Origin of the sequence: Burkholderia sp. B21-005, from assembly GCF_020843965.1 — a bacterium.
Taxonomy (GTDB): domain Bacteria; phylum Pseudomonadota; class Gammaproteobacteria; order Burkholderiales; family Burkholderiaceae; genus Burkholderia; species Burkholderia ambifaria.
Genome location: NZ_CP086301.1, coordinates 1,805,665 through 1,820,982 on the forward strand (window position 1 = coordinate 1,805,665; position 15,318 = coordinate 1,820,982).

At 68.5% G+C, this 15,318-nt stretch carries 10 protein-coding genes; 8 read left to right on the forward strand and 2 right to left on the reverse strand.

The window, feature by feature from the left end; all coding sequences use genetic code 11:
* Window positions 1-64 precede the first annotated feature (64 nt).
* From LMA02_RS08470 to LMA02_RS08505, 8 genes are all read left to right on the forward strand, one after another.
* The gene (locus LMA02_RS08470) at window positions 65-3,799 is read left to right on the forward strand and encodes a hybrid sensor histidine kinase/response regulator (protein ID WP_228904220.1); all 3,735 of its coding nucleotides are present in this window, start codon (window positions 65-67) and stop codon (window positions 3,797-3,799) included.
* A 63-nt stretch (window positions 3,800-3,862) separates the two neighbouring features.
* Entirely contained in the window at window positions 3,863-6,445 is a 2,583-nt protein-coding gene (locus tag LMA02_RS08475; RefSeq protein ID WP_228904221.1) for an EAL domain-containing protein, read from the forward strand.
* 121 nt (window positions 6,446-6,566) lie between these two features.
* Window positions 6,567-6,779, forward strand: a complete 213-nt coding sequence (locus tag LMA02_RS08480) for a hypothetical protein (RefSeq protein WP_006753449.1) — start codon at window positions 6,567-6,569, stop codon at window positions 6,777-6,779.
* A gap of 473 nt (window positions 6,780-7,252) precedes the next feature.
* The gene (locus LMA02_RS08485) at window positions 7,253-8,443 is read left to right on the forward strand and encodes a CaiB/BaiF CoA transferase family protein (protein WP_228904223.1); all 1,191 of its coding nucleotides are present in this window, start codon (window positions 7,253-7,255) and stop codon (window positions 8,441-8,443) included.
* A 21-nt stretch (window positions 8,444-8,464) separates the two neighbouring features.
* On the forward strand, window positions 8,465-9,427 hold the full coding sequence (locus LMA02_RS08490) for a hydroxymethylglutaryl-CoA lyase (protein WP_228904224.1): 963 nt from the start codon (window positions 8,465-8,467) through the stop codon (window positions 9,425-9,427).
* Between the two features lie 25 nt (window positions 9,428-9,452).
* Window positions 9,453-9,836, forward strand: coding sequence for a VOC family protein (locus LMA02_RS08495; RefSeq protein WP_228904225.1), 384 nt, complete (start codon window positions 9,453-9,455; stop codon window positions 9,834-9,836).
* A gap of 335 nt (window positions 9,837-10,171) precedes the next feature.
* Window positions 10,172-10,999 carry an alpha/beta hydrolase gene (locus LMA02_RS08500; RefSeq protein WP_228904230.1) on the forward strand — a complete coding sequence of 276 codons (828 nt, stop codon included), beginning with the start codon at window positions 10,172-10,174 and terminating at the stop codon, window positions 10,997-10,999.
* Window positions 11,000-11,128: 129 nt separating this feature from the next.
* Window positions 11,129-12,022 carry a LysR family transcriptional regulator gene (locus tag LMA02_RS08505; RefSeq protein WP_166723577.1) on the forward strand — a complete coding sequence of 298 codons (894 nt, stop codon included), beginning with the start codon at window positions 11,129-11,131 and terminating at the stop codon, window positions 12,020-12,022.
* A 71-nt stretch (window positions 12,023-12,093) separates the two neighbouring features.
* Here the strand turns inward: LMA02_RS08505 and LMA02_RS08510 are convergent, their stop codons facing one another.
* The gene (locus LMA02_RS08510) at window positions 12,094-13,551 is read right to left on the reverse strand and encodes an MFS transporter (RefSeq protein WP_228904232.1); all 1,458 of its coding nucleotides are present in this window, start codon (window positions 13,549-13,551) and stop codon (window positions 12,094-12,096) included.
* A gap of 440 nt (window positions 13,552-13,991) precedes the next feature.
* Window positions 13,992-15,119 (reverse strand): hypothetical protein, encoded by a 1,128-nt coding sequence (locus tag LMA02_RS08515; RefSeq protein ID WP_228904234.1) that lies wholly within the window; start codon window positions 15,117-15,119, stop codon window positions 13,992-13,994.
* Between the last annotated feature and the right edge of the window lie 199 nt (window positions 15,120-15,318).

A 15,318-nucleotide genomic window follows, 5' to 3' on the forward strand; every position in this document is an offset into this window, starting at 1 on the left:
GGGCGGCCGCGCTGGCCATCCCGATTGGCCATCCCGATTGGCCATCCCGATCCTGGAGGGCTGCATGGACATCAAGGCGAAGCTCGTCACCAGCACCAGCCTGATGCTGCTCGGTGCGGTGGCGATTGCCATGACCAGCCTGATCGCCGTGCACGGTATCGCATCCGGCGTGCGCACGCTGACGACGGAATCGCTGCCTCTGCAGATGCACAGCAACGAGCTGCAGCGCGCGTACGCGGAACTCGCGGTGAATTTCGGCGAGCTCGAGCGGGCGCGGGACGCATCGGAGCGCGAGCAGTCTTCATCGGAGATCGACACGCAATTGCAGCGCATCGCGCGCATCACGACGGCCGTGCACGCGATCGACGGGCACGGCGGCCTCGATGCGCCGTCCGCCGATCTGCGCACGATGCTCGGATCGATGAACGAAGGCGTCGACAAGCGCCTGCGGGGCGACGCGCAACTCGTCGCCGAACGCCAGCTGATCGAACGCGTGCAGGCGCGGGGCACCACGCTGCTGAGCGAGATCGGCAAGGAAACCGATCGGTTGGGCGCCGACGCCGATGCCCGGGTGAACGACGCGCTCGCGGCCAATTCCGCCTACAACCGGACGATTCATGCGCTCGACCAGGTCCGGACGAACGTGAAGGACGTCACGACCGTTGCCAGCCGCGTCGACGTCGCGCCGAACCGATATCGGCTCGCGCCGCTGCGGGAGCGCATGCAGGCGTCCATCGACGGCGCGCGTAATGCACTTGCGATCGCGGCGCCGAACCTCGATGCCGCGACCGCGCAGGGCGTCACGAGCGCGCTCGGGCGCGTGGCGGCCGACATCCTCGACGGCAACGACGGGCTCGTCGCGCTGCGCGCCGGCATGTTCGCGCAACCGTCCGTCACGACACGCTACCGCGCGAAAGAGGACCAGGTGCTGCGCTCGCTCGACGCGCTGGATGTGAAGCTCGCGGAGATCGCCGATCCGTTCGCGTTGCGGATCGTCGCTGCGCGCCAGCGCCTCGACGAAGCGATCGCGTTCCGGGGGCGAGCCGCGCGGATTGCGTCCCTGTCGGCCGCCGTGAACGGCGGCATCAACGCACTGGCGTTCCAGCTGCGCATGGTCGCGCAAAGCGAGACGGCCGAGCATCTGCAGCATGCCGACGCCGAGCTGCACAAGCTTGCCGGCGCTCTCGCGCAGTCCGCGAGCGCCCTGCGCGATGCCCTCGTCACGGACGGGCAGGGCAACGCGAACCGCGCGCAAGCGGTGGTCGCGCTCACCACGGAACTCGCCGGCGCCGCGCGCCGCATCATCGCGGTGAAGTCGGACATGCTGTCCAACGACGTGGCGATGCAGCGCATCGTCGCGGACGTCGACACCACCGCCAATCGCCTCGCGGCCTATACGGAACAGCAGGCGGTGCGCGTCGATCTGCAACAGCGCGGCATCGTGTCGGACGTGTACCGCGCCGTGACGAGCGCGTTCCTGATGATCGTGGTGGTATCGTTCCTGCTCGCGATCGGCGGCTTCGTGATCAGTCATCGGCTCGGCACGTCGATCGCGCGCCCGCTGTCGAGCCTGACGCGCACGATGGCGCGCATCCGCAGCGGCAGCGACCTGTCGCTGCGCATGTCCCATAAAGGCCGCGACGAAATCGCGGCGCTGATCGCCGGCTTCAACATGATGCTCGACGAAATCGAGCGGCGCGACGTCGATCTGCAGGCCGCGATCGCGACGGCCGAAGCCGCGAATTCGGCGAAATCGGATTTTCTCGCGAGGATGAGCCACGAGATCCGCACGCCGATGAATGGCGTGCTCGGCATGACCGAGCTGCTGCAGCGCACACGGCTGACGTCGAAGCAACGCAAGTTTGTCGACACCGTGTATCGATCCGGCCAGACGCTGCTCGTCATCATCGACGACATACTCGATTTTTCGAAGATCGAGGCCGGCAAGCTGACGCTCGAGCGCATCGATTTCAACCTGCATCAGTTGCTCGACGACGTCGTCGCGCTGATGGAGCCCAATGCCCGGCGCAAGGAGCTCGAGCTCGTGTACCAGCGCGCGGATTCCGTTCCGCAGCGCATGCGCGGCGACCCGGTGCGCCTGCGCCAGATCCTGACGAACCTGCTCGGCAACGCGATCAAGTTCACCGAGCACGGGCACGTCGGGCTCAGCGCCGCGTATTCGGACGACGGGCGCATCGTGTTCAAGATCGCCGACAGCGGCATCGGCATCGCGCCCGATGTCGCCGCGCAGTTGTTCCGGCCGTTCCAGCAGGCCGACAGTTCGACCGCGCGCAAATACGGCGGCACCGGCCTCGGGCTCGTGATTTCCCGCCAGCTCGCCGAGATGATGGGCGGCACGCTCGCGCTGGACTCGACGCCCGGCAAGGGCTCGGTATTCACCGTGACGACGCCGTTCGAGCCGGCATCCGGCGAGGTCGGCGTGGCTGCGCACGGAAGGCCGTCGCTCGCCGGTCTGAGGGTGCTGATCGTCGACGACAGCGAGACCGATCGCAGCGTGCTGCTCGAACATGCGATCGAATGGCACCTGTGCGTCGCCTCGGCGATCGGCGGCGACGATGCGCTGTCGCAGTTGCGGGCCGCCGTCGCCGACGGTGCGCCGTTCGACCTCGCGATCATCGACGTGCGGATGCCGGGCATGGACGGCATCTCGCTCGTGCAGCACATCCGCCGCGATCCGGCGCTGCGTGCGCTGCGGATCATCACGCTGACCGCGTTCGAGATGATGGACAGCATCCAGGTCGCGCACGAACTCGACATCGCCGCCCGGCTGACGAAGCCGCTCCATGGCAACGATCTCTATACGGCGATCGCGGCGGCGGTGCACGTGATGCCGCCCGGGCTGGCGTCGGCCGCGCCGGTGTCGGATGAAGCCGGGCCGGACCCGGGCAGGCCGCTTGACGAGATCGCCGCGCGCGTGCTGCTGGTGGAGGACAACGCGGTGAATCAGCAGATCGCGCTCGCGATGCTCGAAGACACCGACTATCGGGTCGCCGTGGCCGACGACGGCGAGCAGGCATTGAAGATGCTCGAGCAAGACGCGTTCGACGTGGTGCTGATGGACTGCCAGATGCCGGTGCTGGACGGCTTCGAGGCGACGCGGCGGCTGCGGCGGCGCGAAGCCGAAGCCGGCGCGCCGCGCCTGCCGGTCATCGCCCTGACGGCCAATGCGCTCAGCGGCGACCGCGAGCGCTGCCTGGCCGCCGGCATGGACGACTATCTCGGCAAGCCGTTCCGCCGCGACGCGCTGCTGCAGACGCTCGCGCGCCATGTTCGCGGCGGCGCCCACGTGCCGGCCGCCGCGGGCGAGCACGCGGACGCGGTGGCCCGGGCCGGTATCGAAACGAACGTCGAAGCAAGCATCGAAACGCGTCCCGCAACGAGCGTGGCACCGAGCGCGGCAGCGGCCGCCGATCCGGACGAAGACGCGAACGTGATCGACCGCAAGGCGCTCGATGCATTGCGCGCGCTCCAGCGGCCCGGCCGCCCGGACGTGCTGACGCGGATCATCGATCAATTCACGATGGACGCGCCGCGGCTGATCCGCGACATGCACGCCGCGGTCGAAGCGGGCGATGCCGACGCGCTGAAGCTCGCCGCCCATACGCTGAAATCGAGCAGCGCGAACGTCGGCGCGCATCTGCTGTCGGCCCGCTGCCGCGAGATCGAGCGGCTGGCGCGCGCCGCCGACGTGAACGCGGCCGTCGAGCTCGTCGCCGGCACGGATGCGGAATTCGAACAGGCGCACGCAGCGCTGGTCGCGGAGCGCGTCGAAAGTTGACTGGCCGCCGGCCGATCGCCACCGCGATCGCGAAGCGACAGATACAGGAACAGGAGGACGGTCGTGAACCACGAACATGCCGATTTGCCGGCGATTCTGATCATCGACGACGACGCGATGACGCGGATGCTGGTCGTGGAAACGCTGGAGCCCGACGGTTTTCGCGTCGAGGAAGCGACGGGGCCGCAGGAAGGAATCGAAGCGTTCCTGCGTCATCGTCCCGCCGTCGTGCTGCTCGATGTCGAGATGCCCGGCGGCGACGGCTTCGACTGTTGCCGCGCGCTGCGCGCGTTGCCGGAAGGCCGCCGCGTGCCGATCGTGATGCTCACCGGCAACGACGACGACGCATCGATCGCCAGCGCGTTCGACGCCGGCGCGACCGATTTCGTGTCGAAGCCGATGCGATGGAAGCTGCTCGGCTACCGGATCCGATATCTGCTGCGCGCCGCCGCCGCGGTCGAAAAGCTGGCGACCACCGAGGTCAGCCTCACGCACGCGCAAGCGCTCGCGCATGTCGGCAACTGGGAATTCCAGGCGGGCCGCACGGATGGCTACTGGTCGCCGGAGCTGTACCGGATCCTCGGGCTCGACGCGGCGCATGCGCCACCGACGTTCGAGCGGCTGCTGCAGGCCGTGCCGGCCGACGAACAGCCGTTGCTCGTGCAGTCGTTCACGAGCCTGCGCACCGAAGGCGTGCCGTTCTCGCTCGAGCATCGGCTCGTTCACGCGGACGGCACCGAGCGCTGCGTGCTGCATCAGGCGGAGTCGGGGCGCGATCCGAATCACGCGATCATCCTGCGCGGCATCGTGCAGGACATCACCGAGCGCAAGATGCAGCAGGGCCGCATCGAATACCTTGCCAACCACGATGCGCTCACCGGGCTGCCCAATCGCAACCTGCTGAGCGACCGGATGGAGCAGGCGATGTCGCAGGCGCGCCGCACCGGGCAGCTCGTCGCGGTGATGGTGCTCGACCTGGACCGCTTCAAGCACATCAACGACAGCTTCGGCCACTCGGTCGGCGACGGGCTGCTGCGCGTGGTCGCCGCGCGGCTGAAGCGCTCCGTGCGCGACGGCGACACGGTCGCGCGGCTCGGCGGCGACGAGTTCGTCGTGATGCTGGTCAACCTCGCGACGCAAGCGGACGCGGACGTGATCGCACGCAAGATCCTCGACACGTTCATCGAGCCGTTCACGCTCGACGAACACGACCTGCACGTGACGACCAGCGTCGGCGTGAGCCTGTGCCCGACCGACGGCGCCAACGCCGAAACGCTGCTGAAAACGGCCGACGCCGCGCTGTATGCGGCGAAGGAACACGGGCGCAACTGCTACCGCTTCTATACGCGCGAGCTGGGTGCGCGGGTCGAGGAGCAGACGATCCTCGAGAACGCGCTGCATCAGGCCGTCGCCAACCACGAGCTCGAGCTGTACTACCAGCCGAAGGTCGATCTCAAGACCGGCCAGATCAGCGGCGTCGAGGCGCTGATTCGCTGGCGGCGGCCGGGTATCGGCGTGATTCCGCCCGACCGCTTCATCCCGATCGCCGAAGACTGCGGGCTGATCTTGCCGATCGGCGAGTGGGTGTTGCGCACCGCGTGCATGCAGGCCGTCGCATGGCGCCGGGAAGGCCATCCGCCGATCCGGATCGCCGTCAACCTGTCGGCGCGCCAGTTCCGGCAGCAGGACGTGGCCGCCATGGTGCGCACGACGCTCGAGGAAACCGGTCTCGCGCCCGACTCGCTCGAACTCGAACTCACCGAAAGCGTGCTGATGCAGGACTGCAACGCGATCGCGCACACGCTGCGCGAACTGAAGGCGCTCGGCGTCGTGCTGTCGCTCGACGACTTCGGCACCGGCTATTCGAGCCTGTCGTACCTGAAGGACTTGCCGATCGACGTCGTCAAGATCGACCGGTCGTTCCTCGACGACGTCACCACGAGCGCCGAAGGTGCTTCGCTGACGCGCTCGATCATCGCGATGGCCGAGTCGCTGCACATGGAGACGGTGGCCGAGGGCGTGGAGACCGAAGCGCAGCTGTCGTTCCTGAACCGGCATCGCTGCCATGCGATGCAGGGCTACTACTTCAGCCATCCGGTCACCGGTGATGAAATCGCCGACATGCTGTCCGCCGGCTCGCAGCTTCCCGAGCACTGCCGGCAACGCGAATTGCTGCACCGGACGCTGCTGCTGGTGGACGACGACCGCGAGGTCCTGCGCAGGCTCAGGCAGGCGCTCGGCCGCGACGGCTACGAGATTCTCGACACCACCGATCCCGACGAAGCGCTCGTCCTGCTCGCACAGCATCGCGTCGGCGTGATCGTGTCGGATTTCCGCATGCCGAGCCTGTCCGGCATCGACCTGCTGCAGCGCGTGAAGGCGCTGTACCCGGACATCGTGCGCATCCTGCTGTCGGGCTACGGGGAAGGGGCGTCGCTCGCCGACGCGGCCGGCAACGGCTCCGTCCAGAAATTGCTGATCAAGCCGTGGGATGTCGCGCTGCTGCGCAGGCATATTGCGGAGTCGTTCCAGCGGTTCGAGCACAGTTCGCTGCAGAACCGGGTGGGCCTCGGCGCGGGCCATCTCGGCATTCATCCGTCTCCGCTCAGGGCCGTCGACGTGGCGCAGGCGCCTGGGCGGACCTGAACGACGGTGGGAATCGACGGATAAAAGGGGTACGACCTGGGTGATGTTCGGTATGCAGCCGCGAATACAGGGAAAACCCTTATTCTTCGTTATAATGTCGGCCTAGAAGAAAGGTCGAGCCATGCCAGAACGTTTCCAACCCCTTGAAAAATTTGTGTTTTCCCTGGTCGTGATGTCCGCGGTCGTCTGCTCCGCCTTCCTGGCGTACGAGCGTCATCCCGAGATCAAGATCGCGCTGCACGAAGGCGAGGCGCTGATGCGCGAAAGCGCCAAGTATTCGGTTATCTGCTCGCCGTCCAAGGTCGATCCTTGCGTCGAGATGTCCGCTTACTGAAGCCTGGCCGTCCACTGACCGCTCCATACTGATTCCCGCCGACGCGCGGCCGATGGCCGACACGCGTCGGCGGCGCGCATCGCGCATCCGCGCGCACCGGTTCGGGCTGCGCGTCGGCTGAACACCATCTCCCCCGGTTGTCCGATCCCGCTGCGGCGAGTTGTCCGCAACGCGGCGTTGCGTCTTTCTCTCTTCCTGTCTTGATGCCCCCCCGAGCCGGCGCGTCGCTGCCGACGCCAGGCGCGCCCGGCGGGCGCGCAACGGTAACGATTCTGCCCACGGCGCGCGTGATCGGGCTTGAGCATTGGGCGAGCGCGCTTTCCCGCGCGGAAAGGCAGCGCGGCGTTTTTCCGTTCTCCGCCGTGCATGCCTTTCCGTTCAGGAAAGGCTGGTTGAGCATCGATCGATTTTCGCCGGGCGCGAACGCCGTCATGATCGCCGTCATCGACAACACGATTTCATCGGAGACAGTCATGACGCGACCCCTGGACGGTATCCGCGTGCTGGAACTCGGCCAACTGATCGCCGGGCCGTTCGCGGGCCGGATGCTCGCCGAATTCGGCGCGGACGTGATCAAGGTCGAGCCGCCCGGCGTCGGCGACCCGCTGCGCAAATGGCGGCTGCTGCACGACGGCACGTCGGTCTGGTGGGCCGCGCAGTCGCGCAACAAGACGTCGCTCACGCTCGACCTGCGCACGCCCGAGGGGCAGGACGTCGTGCGCCGACTCGTCGCCGAGACCGACGTGCTGATCGAGAACTTCCGGCCCGGCACGCTCGAAGGCTGGGGGCTCGGCTGGGAGACGCTGTCCGCGATCAACCCCGGGCTCGTGATGCTGCGCGTGTCGGGCTTCGGGCAGACCGGCCCGTATCGCGACCGGCCCGGCTTCGGCGTGATCGCCGAGGCAATGGGCGGCCTGCGCCACCTGACCGGCGAACCGGGCCGCACGCCGGTGCGCGTCGGCGTGTCGCTCGGCGATTCGCTGTCGGCGCTGCACGGCGTGATCGGCATCCTGCTCGCGCTGCGGCATCGCGAGCAGCAGGGCGGCAACGGGCAGGTCGTCGACGTCGCACTGTACGAATCCGTCTTCAACATGATGGAAAGCCTGCTGCCCGAATACTCGGCATTCGGCGCGGTGCGCGAGGCGGCCGGCAGCAGCCTGCCCGGCATCGCGCCGACCAACGCGTACCGTTGCCGCGACGGCAGGTACGCACTGATCGCCGGCAACGGCGACAGCATCTTCCGGCGCCTGATGGAGCTGATCGGGCGTCCCGACCTCGGCCGCGACCCGGCGCTCGCGCACAACGACGGGCGCGTCGCGCAGGTCGCGCGCATCGACGCGGCGATCGGCGAATGGAGCGCGCTGCACGACCTCGACGACGTGCTCGCCGCGCTGAACGACGCGCGCATCCCGTCCGGGCGCATCTACGACGTCGCGGACATCGCGGCCGATCCGCATTACCGCGCCCGCGACATGATCGTCGACGCCGCGCTGCCCGACGGCACGCCCGTGCTCGTGCCGGGCATCGTGCCGAAACTCGGCGCGACGCCGGGGCGCATCGAGCGTCCCGCACCCGCGCTCGGCGCCGATACCGACGCGGTACTCGAATCGATCGGCATCGATACCGCGACGCGCGACGCCTGGCGCACGCGCGGCGTGATCTGAACCGGCCAGCGGAGCGACGACATGAGCAAGCCCCCCCAACGACTCTACATCCACGAAGTCGCAACACGCGACGGTTTCCAGAATGAAGCGGCGTTCGTCGACACCGACGACAAGATCGCGCTCGTCGACGCATTGAGCGCCTGCGGTTACGCGAAGATCGAGGTCACGTCGTTCACGTCGCCGAAGGCGATCCCCGCGCTGCGCGACGCGGAGGCCGTGATGCACGGCATCGTGCGCGCGCCGGGCGTCGTCTATACGGTGCTCGTGCCGAACGTGCGCGGCGCGCAGCGCGCGCTGTCGTGCGGCGTCGACGAGGTGAACCTCGTGATGTCGATGAGCGAGAGCCACAACCGCGCGAACCTGCGGATGACCCGCGAGCAGTCGTTCGCCCAGCTGCGCGACGTGATCGACGCGGTGCGCGGCACCGGCGTCGCGATCAACGTGTCGCTGTCGACCGCGATGGGGTGTCCGATGGAAGGCGACGTGCGTGACGAAACCGTGCTCGCGTGGATGCAGCGCTTCGCGGATCTCGGCGTGCACGGCTTCACGCTGTGCGACACGACCGGCATGGCGTATCCGTCGCAGGTGCGCGCGCTGGCCGAACGCGCGCGCGAGCGCTTCGGCGCGCTGCAGCTCACGCTGCACTTTCACAACACGCGCGGGATGGCGCTCGCGAACACGCTCGCCGCGCTCGACGCCGGCATCGACCGCTTCGACGCGTCGCTCGGCGGGCTCGGCGGCTGTCCGTACGCGCCGGGCGCGACCGGCAACGCATGCACCGAGGAGCTCGTGCACATGCTCGCGCTCGACGGCTACGATACCGGCATCGACCTCGCGGCCGTGCTCGCCGCGGCCGCACGGCTGCCCGCGCTGATCGGGCATGACGTGCCGAGCCAGATCCTGAAGGCAGGCCGCCGCTCGGACCTGCATCCGCCGCCGCGCGCCGAAGTCGGCGACATGCCGGCGCAGCGGGCTTTCTCGTGAACAGTCGTCAACAGGAGCGAATCACATGGCGCTGATTGACCACCTCGACCATCTCGTACTGACTTGCGTCGATCCGGAGCGGACGAAGCATTTCTATACGGAAGTGCTGCAAATGCAGCTCGAAACCTTCGGCGCGGGCCGGCTCGCGTTCCGCTTCGGCAACCAGAAGATCAACCTGCACGTGCGCGGCGCGGAGTTCGAGCCGAAGGCGCACGTGCCGGCGCCCGGCGCGCTCGATCTGTGCTTCATCGCGTCGGTGCCGCTCGACGACGTGATCGCGCATCTGCAACGCGTCGAATGGCCGATCGTCGAAGGGCCCGTCGAACGCACCGGGGCGACGCAGAAGATCCGGTCGGTGTACGTGCGCGACCCGGACCTGAACCTGATCGAGATCTCCGAATTGATCTGAGCGGTGCTCGTCGTGCGCTTTGTCGTGCCGCTTTGTCGTGCCGCTTTGTCGTGCCGCTTTGTCGTACTGCTTAGTCATACTGCTTAGTCGCGCCGATCCGCCCGCTTGCTCGCGGGCCGGCAAGACGTGCGCGCCAAGCGGCAGTCCTCCGCCGAAAGCGGACAGGCGCACGCCGCAGCCGCCGATTCCGGATAGCCGGCCCCGGTCACGCTGCGGATAATGGTGCAACGGCGCTGGCCCGTCCGGCGCCTTCGCCGCGGGCACCGCGGGCACCGCGAATGTCCCGCGTAATCCGCCTATCCGCGTATTCGCCTATCCGACCGGACGCTTCCCGAATGACGATCCTCTATCGCGGCATGGACCGCGCGGCGCTCGACGCCGCCTACCTCAACACGAAGGCCGTTGCCGATTTCCCGGCCGTGCTCGCATCGTGCCAGGCGCGCAGCAGGGCGCTTTACGACGCGACGCCCGGGCAGCGCGACCTGCGTTACGGCGCGCGCCCCGCGCAGCGCTTCGACTGGTTGCGCTGCGGCCGGCCCGACGCGCCGCTGTTCGTGTTCATTCACGGCGGCTACTGGCAGCACTGCGCGAAAGAGGATTTCGCGTATGCAGCGGCCGGGCCGCTCGCGCGCGGCTTCGACGTCGTGCTCGCGGAATACACGCTTGCCCCGGCCGCATCGATGACCGACATCGTCGGCGAGATCGGCGCGTTGCTCGACTACCTCTCGACCGATCCCGACGGCATCGGCACCGCACGGCGGCCGATCCACCTGAGCGGTCATTCGGCGGGCGGCCACCTGACTGCCGTGCATCGCGCGCATCCGGCCGTCGTGTCGGCGCTCGCGATCAGCCCGCTCGTCGATCTCGAACCGATCTCGCTGTGCGTGCTCGACGACAGGCTGCAGCTCACCGCGCACGAAATCGCCGCGTACAGCCCGCTGCGTCATATCGGGCCCGGCGCGCCGACCGTCGTCGCGGTCGGCGCGGCCGAGTTGCCGGAGCTCGTGCGCCAGGCCCACGAATACGCGCACGCATGCGAGGCGGCCGGCGAGCGGATCGCGCGCGCCTGGCTGACCGGCATGCAGCACTTCACGGTGCTCGACGATCTCGCGACACCCGACAGCGCGATGCTCGCCGCGTTGCAGGCGGTCGCGCCGCGCTGAGCGCGCCGTATTGCACCGATTCGCACGAATTCGCATCGATTCGCGCCGCGCGCGGCCGGGCGTATGATCGGCATCAGGCCGGGCCGGCGTCGTTCGTCCACGCAGCATGGCTTTCCCCAGGACCTCATCATGGTGAACCCGCTTCATTTCGATCTGCAGTCGCTGCGCGTGTTCGCGCTCGTCGCCGAGCACGGCAGCCTGACCAAGGCGGCCGAACACGGCCAGCTCACGCTGTCCGCGGTCAGCAAGCGAATCGCCGAGCTCGAGAGCGTGACCGGCAGCGCGCTGTTCGTGCGGCATGCGCGCGGCGTCGAGCTGACGCCGGCGGGCCGCGCGCTGCTCGACCATGCGGCGAAGGTCATCGAGCAGGTCAACCGGATGGCGCACGAGATGAGCGACTACGTCGCCGGCGTGCGCGGCCACATTCACGTGTGGACCAACACGTCGGCCATCGTCCAGTTCCTGCCGGCCGATCTCGCCGCGTTCCTCACCGACAACCCCGGCATCAAGGTCAGTCTCGAGGAGCGGCTGAGCCACGAGATCGTCGACGCGCTCGGGTCCGGCAAGGCCGATCTCGGCGTGTTCGCGGACAACGTGCCCGCACCCGGCATCGAACGGCGGCTGTACCGGCGCGACGAGCTCGTGCTGCTCGTGCCGCGCGGGCATCGCTTCGCCGCGCACGACAGCATCCGCTTCGCGGATACGCTCGACGAAGACTACGTCGGCCTGAGCGACGGCAGCTCGCTGCTCGCTCGGATGACCGACGCCGCGTTCGCGGCCGAGCGCTCGCTGAAGCTGCGCATCCAGGTATCGAATTTCGACGGTGTGAGCCGGATGATCGAGGCCGGGCTCGGGATCGGCGTGCTGCCGCGCGACGCGGTGACCGGCGAGCGCGCGGCGCGGCTCGGGGTCGTGAAGCTCGACGACGCGTGGGCGACGCGCACGCTGTGGGTCGGCGTGAAGGCCGGCACCGTGCTGACCACCGACATCGCGAAGCTGTTCGATTTCATGTCGGCACGCTGAACGAGCGGAACGCGCCGCACGCGCGATGCACGCCGGGGCACGCATGCGCACGCCCCGGGCAGCGCGTCGCGTCATACCGGGTTGATGTCGTCCTGGCTGCGCCGCGTGGTCAGCGGCCCGAGCACGCGCAACGTGACGGCAACGATGCCGAGCGCGACCGATATCGCGCCGAACATCGCACCCGCGCCGTGTGCGACCAGCACCGGTAGCAGCACGAACGGCAGCGCGCCGCTGACGATGCGCGACAGTGCGTACGTGCTGCCGATCGCGGTCGAGCGTACACGCGCCGGGAAAATCTCCGCCTGGTACACGTGATAGGCGTTGCTGAACACGTTCGACGCGCAGGTCGTCAGGAAACCGAAGCAGACGATCAGCGCCGTATTGCCCGAATACGCGAAGCACAGCCCGAACGCGGCGATCGACAGGATCGACACGATCACGAGCGTGCGCCGCTCGATCCAGTTCAACAACGGAATCGACAGCAGCGAGCCGATTGGATAACCGATGAACGACAGCGCAATGAACAGCGTGCTGTCCGTCACGTCGAAACCGCGGCTCTTGACGACCGTGCCCGCGAGCGTGCCGAAGCCGTAATAGCCGAAGCCCTGGAACAGGTGGAACACCGCGAGCATCAGGTAGCGCGCACCGTAGGGCCGGCGGCGCAGCAGCGCGATGCGCTCGCCGAGACTCAGCGGCCGCTGCGGTTCGGCCGACGCCGCGAACTGCTCGGGCACGCGCACGCCGGCGCTGTCCGCGAAGCGCCGCGCCGCGGCATGCGCCTCCGCCGTGCGGCCCTGCGCGAGCAGCCAGCGCGGGCTCTCCGGCAGCCGGTGCTGGATCAGCAGCACGTATACGGCGCCGAGGCTGCCGATCGCGAGGATGATGCGCCAGCCGGCCACGCCCGCGATGTGAAGCGGGTTCAGCCAGAGCGCGAGGAAGCCGACCAGCGGCACCGCGACGTATGAAGTCGTATAGGCCCACGCGGCGAGCCGCCCGCGTTTTTCCCTCGGCAGGATTTCCGACAGGAAGCTGTCGGCGACCGGGTAGATCGCGCCGACACCGATGCCCGTCAGGAATCGGCATGCCACCAGCATGTCGGCATTCACCGAGAACGCGCCGATCAGCGAAAACGCGCTGTACCAGACGAGCGTCATCAGGAATGCCTTGCGCCGGCCGATGCGGTCCGCGAGGCTGCCGAGACACATCGCGCCGACGAACATCCCGATGAATGCCGATGCCAGCAGCAGCTTGAAATCGGCGCTTTGCCGGCTCAGCCCGTATTCGTTCTGCAACGCGGAACCGATCGTGCTGACGAGGAAGATCTCGTACATGTCGAAGAACAGCCCGATGCCGATCACCCAGACGACGAACCGGTGCAGCGCGCCGACCGGCAGGTCGTCCATGAATTCGCCGAGCGTGATGCCGCGGGCGGGCAGGGCCGTCGCATCGGCGCCGGCCCGGGCCGCGGGCGGTACGGCGGACGCGGGTCCACCCGCGGTGCCGCCAAGGTCGAGGGATTGGCTGTTCATCGTGTCTCCTGATTATCGATTTGCCGTGGCGCGACGCCCGGCCATTCGCGGCCGGCGTTGCGGGCCCGGTCGCACGACGCGACGCACGTGCCCGCCAGGCCCGTGAAAGGCCGGATGCGCGGGTGACGCCGATCGTCCGAAACATGGTGGGCGAATTTGCGCGGCGCGATAATTGCGGATGCCTCAAGCATCCTTTCCTGCGCAGAAAGGCTGCGGAACGCCCGTGGGACGGGCGTCGGACGGTGCGGCGGCCGCTGCGGGAACACGAGGGCAGGGAAAACCATGGGTGAAGTGGCGCGTGTCTGGCGTCCGTGATGCCGTAGCGCGCGGTTCGGTGTCGGCCAGATCGGCCGGCGTCGCACAACGGAGCCGCGGGCCTGGCTCCCGCGTTCGTCGGCGTCCGTCGATCGATGGAACGCATCGGGCGAGCACGTTGCCGGTCATCGCGACGCGCACGGATCGGAACGTCCGGCCGTCGCGGTCGCACCGGCATGGACCGCGGCGTCGCCCCGTTCATCCCGGACCGTATCGGACGCAACAGCCTGCAACCTTGCCGCCAGGTCGGGCGCGATGCCGAGCTGCGCGGCCGCTTGCTCGCGCGGGCCGAAGGTGCGGACGTCCACGCCGGCGATCTGCTGGAACAGCACGAGCGCGCTCAGGTAAGCGCCCGGTGCGCCCGGATGCAGATAATCGGGCCGCGAGATTGGCGGGTCGTTCTGCGCATGCATGCCGTACCACAGCAGCGGCGCGCCGGACGGCACATACGGGTCGGGATCGGCAACACCGGTCGCCCATGCACGCTGCCACGCGCGGCCGACCGGCGCGACCGCGGCGATCGACGGATCGGTGCGGCGCGCGCGATCAAAAGCATCGCGATACGCGGCGACGATCTCGGCGAGACGCTCGACGTAGCGTGCATGAAAACCGTCACTGCCCGGCTCGCCCGCGAGCGCTTTCGCGAGATCGGCGCGCGGCCAGGTTTCATACAGATAGACACGCGCTTGCAGCGCCGCCGCACGAATGCCGCGCGCCAGCTTCGCGACGCTCGCGCAGAAACCGGCCGGATCGCTCGCGCGGCTGTGCGTGAGCGCGAACGGCAGCGGCTTGACGCTCAGTTCCTGCAGGACGACCACATCCCACGCGGGCCGATCGATCACGTCCGATGCAACGCGGTCATGTTTCGCGAGACTCGTCGCCGACATCGCCTCGAGGTGCACGTCGTAGTCGAGCCCGGCTTCGACGGCAAGGCGCGCGAAGATACCCGGAATTCCGCCCCACGGGCCCGGCTCGCGTTCCGCGCGGGCATCGGTCCGCCCGAAGTTTTCGTCGACGACCTGCGCGGTGCCGGCGACGCCCTGGCCGCCGGTGCGCATTGCGCCGTACGAACGCACGGGCGCGTAACGGCCGTGTGTGAGGCTGTCGCCGACGAACAGGATGCGCTGCGGGACGTGGGCCGCCGGCACGTCCGCGGCAAAGGCGGCCGTCACCGGCCCGGCGACCAGCAACGCGGCGATGCACGTCAGCGCGCAACGCGTGACCAGGCAAAGGAACGAGGGTACGGCAGGCATGTCGGTCATCTCGAGGTTCCGGAAGGACGCGTGGCCGCAGTATTTCACGAAGCGGCGCGACGGGGCATCTGCCGTTCGGCAGACTTGGAGGCGGTTTCCCGGTCCGCTATCCTGAGCGCTGGATTTCTGAAACGCCGGCACGCCGGCCCCCCCGCGTGCCACCCGCGGCACGCTCCCCGTTTGCGTTCGCGCCGCCCAC

Coding starts and splice junctions, on each gene's coding strand:
- LMA02_RS08470 (WP_228904220.1), top strand. CDS start 65: ATGGACATCAAGGCGAAGCTCGTCACCAGCACCAGCCTGATGCTGCTC.
- LMA02_RS08480 (WP_006753449.1), top strand. CDS start 6,567: ATGCCAGAACGTTTCCAACCCCTTGAAAAATTTGTGTTTTCCCTGGTC.
- LMA02_RS08485 (WP_228904223.1), top strand. CDS start 7,253: ATGACGCGACCCCTGGACGGTATCCGCGTGCTGGAACTCGGCCAACTG.
- LMA02_RS08490 (WP_228904224.1), top strand. CDS start 8,465: ATGAGCAAGCCCCCCCAACGACTCTACATCCACGAAGTCGCAACACGC.
- LMA02_RS08495 (WP_228904225.1), top strand. CDS start 9,453: ATGGCGCTGATTGACCACCTCGACCATCTCGTACTGACTTGCGTCGAT.
- LMA02_RS08500 (WP_228904230.1), top strand. CDS start 10,172: ATGACGATCCTCTATCGCGGCATGGACCGCGCGGCGCTCGACGCCGCC.
- LMA02_RS08505 (WP_166723577.1), top strand. CDS start 11,129: ATGGTGAACCCGCTTCATTTCGATCTGCAGTCGCTGCGCGTGTTCGCG.
- LMA02_RS08510 (WP_228904232.1), bottom strand. CDS start 13,551: ATGAACAGCCAATCCCTCGACCTTGGCGGCACCGCGGGTGGACCCGCG.
- LMA02_RS08515 (WP_228904234.1), bottom strand. CDS start 15,119: ATGCCTGCCGTACCCTCGTTCCTTTGCCTGGTCACGCGTTGCGCGCTG.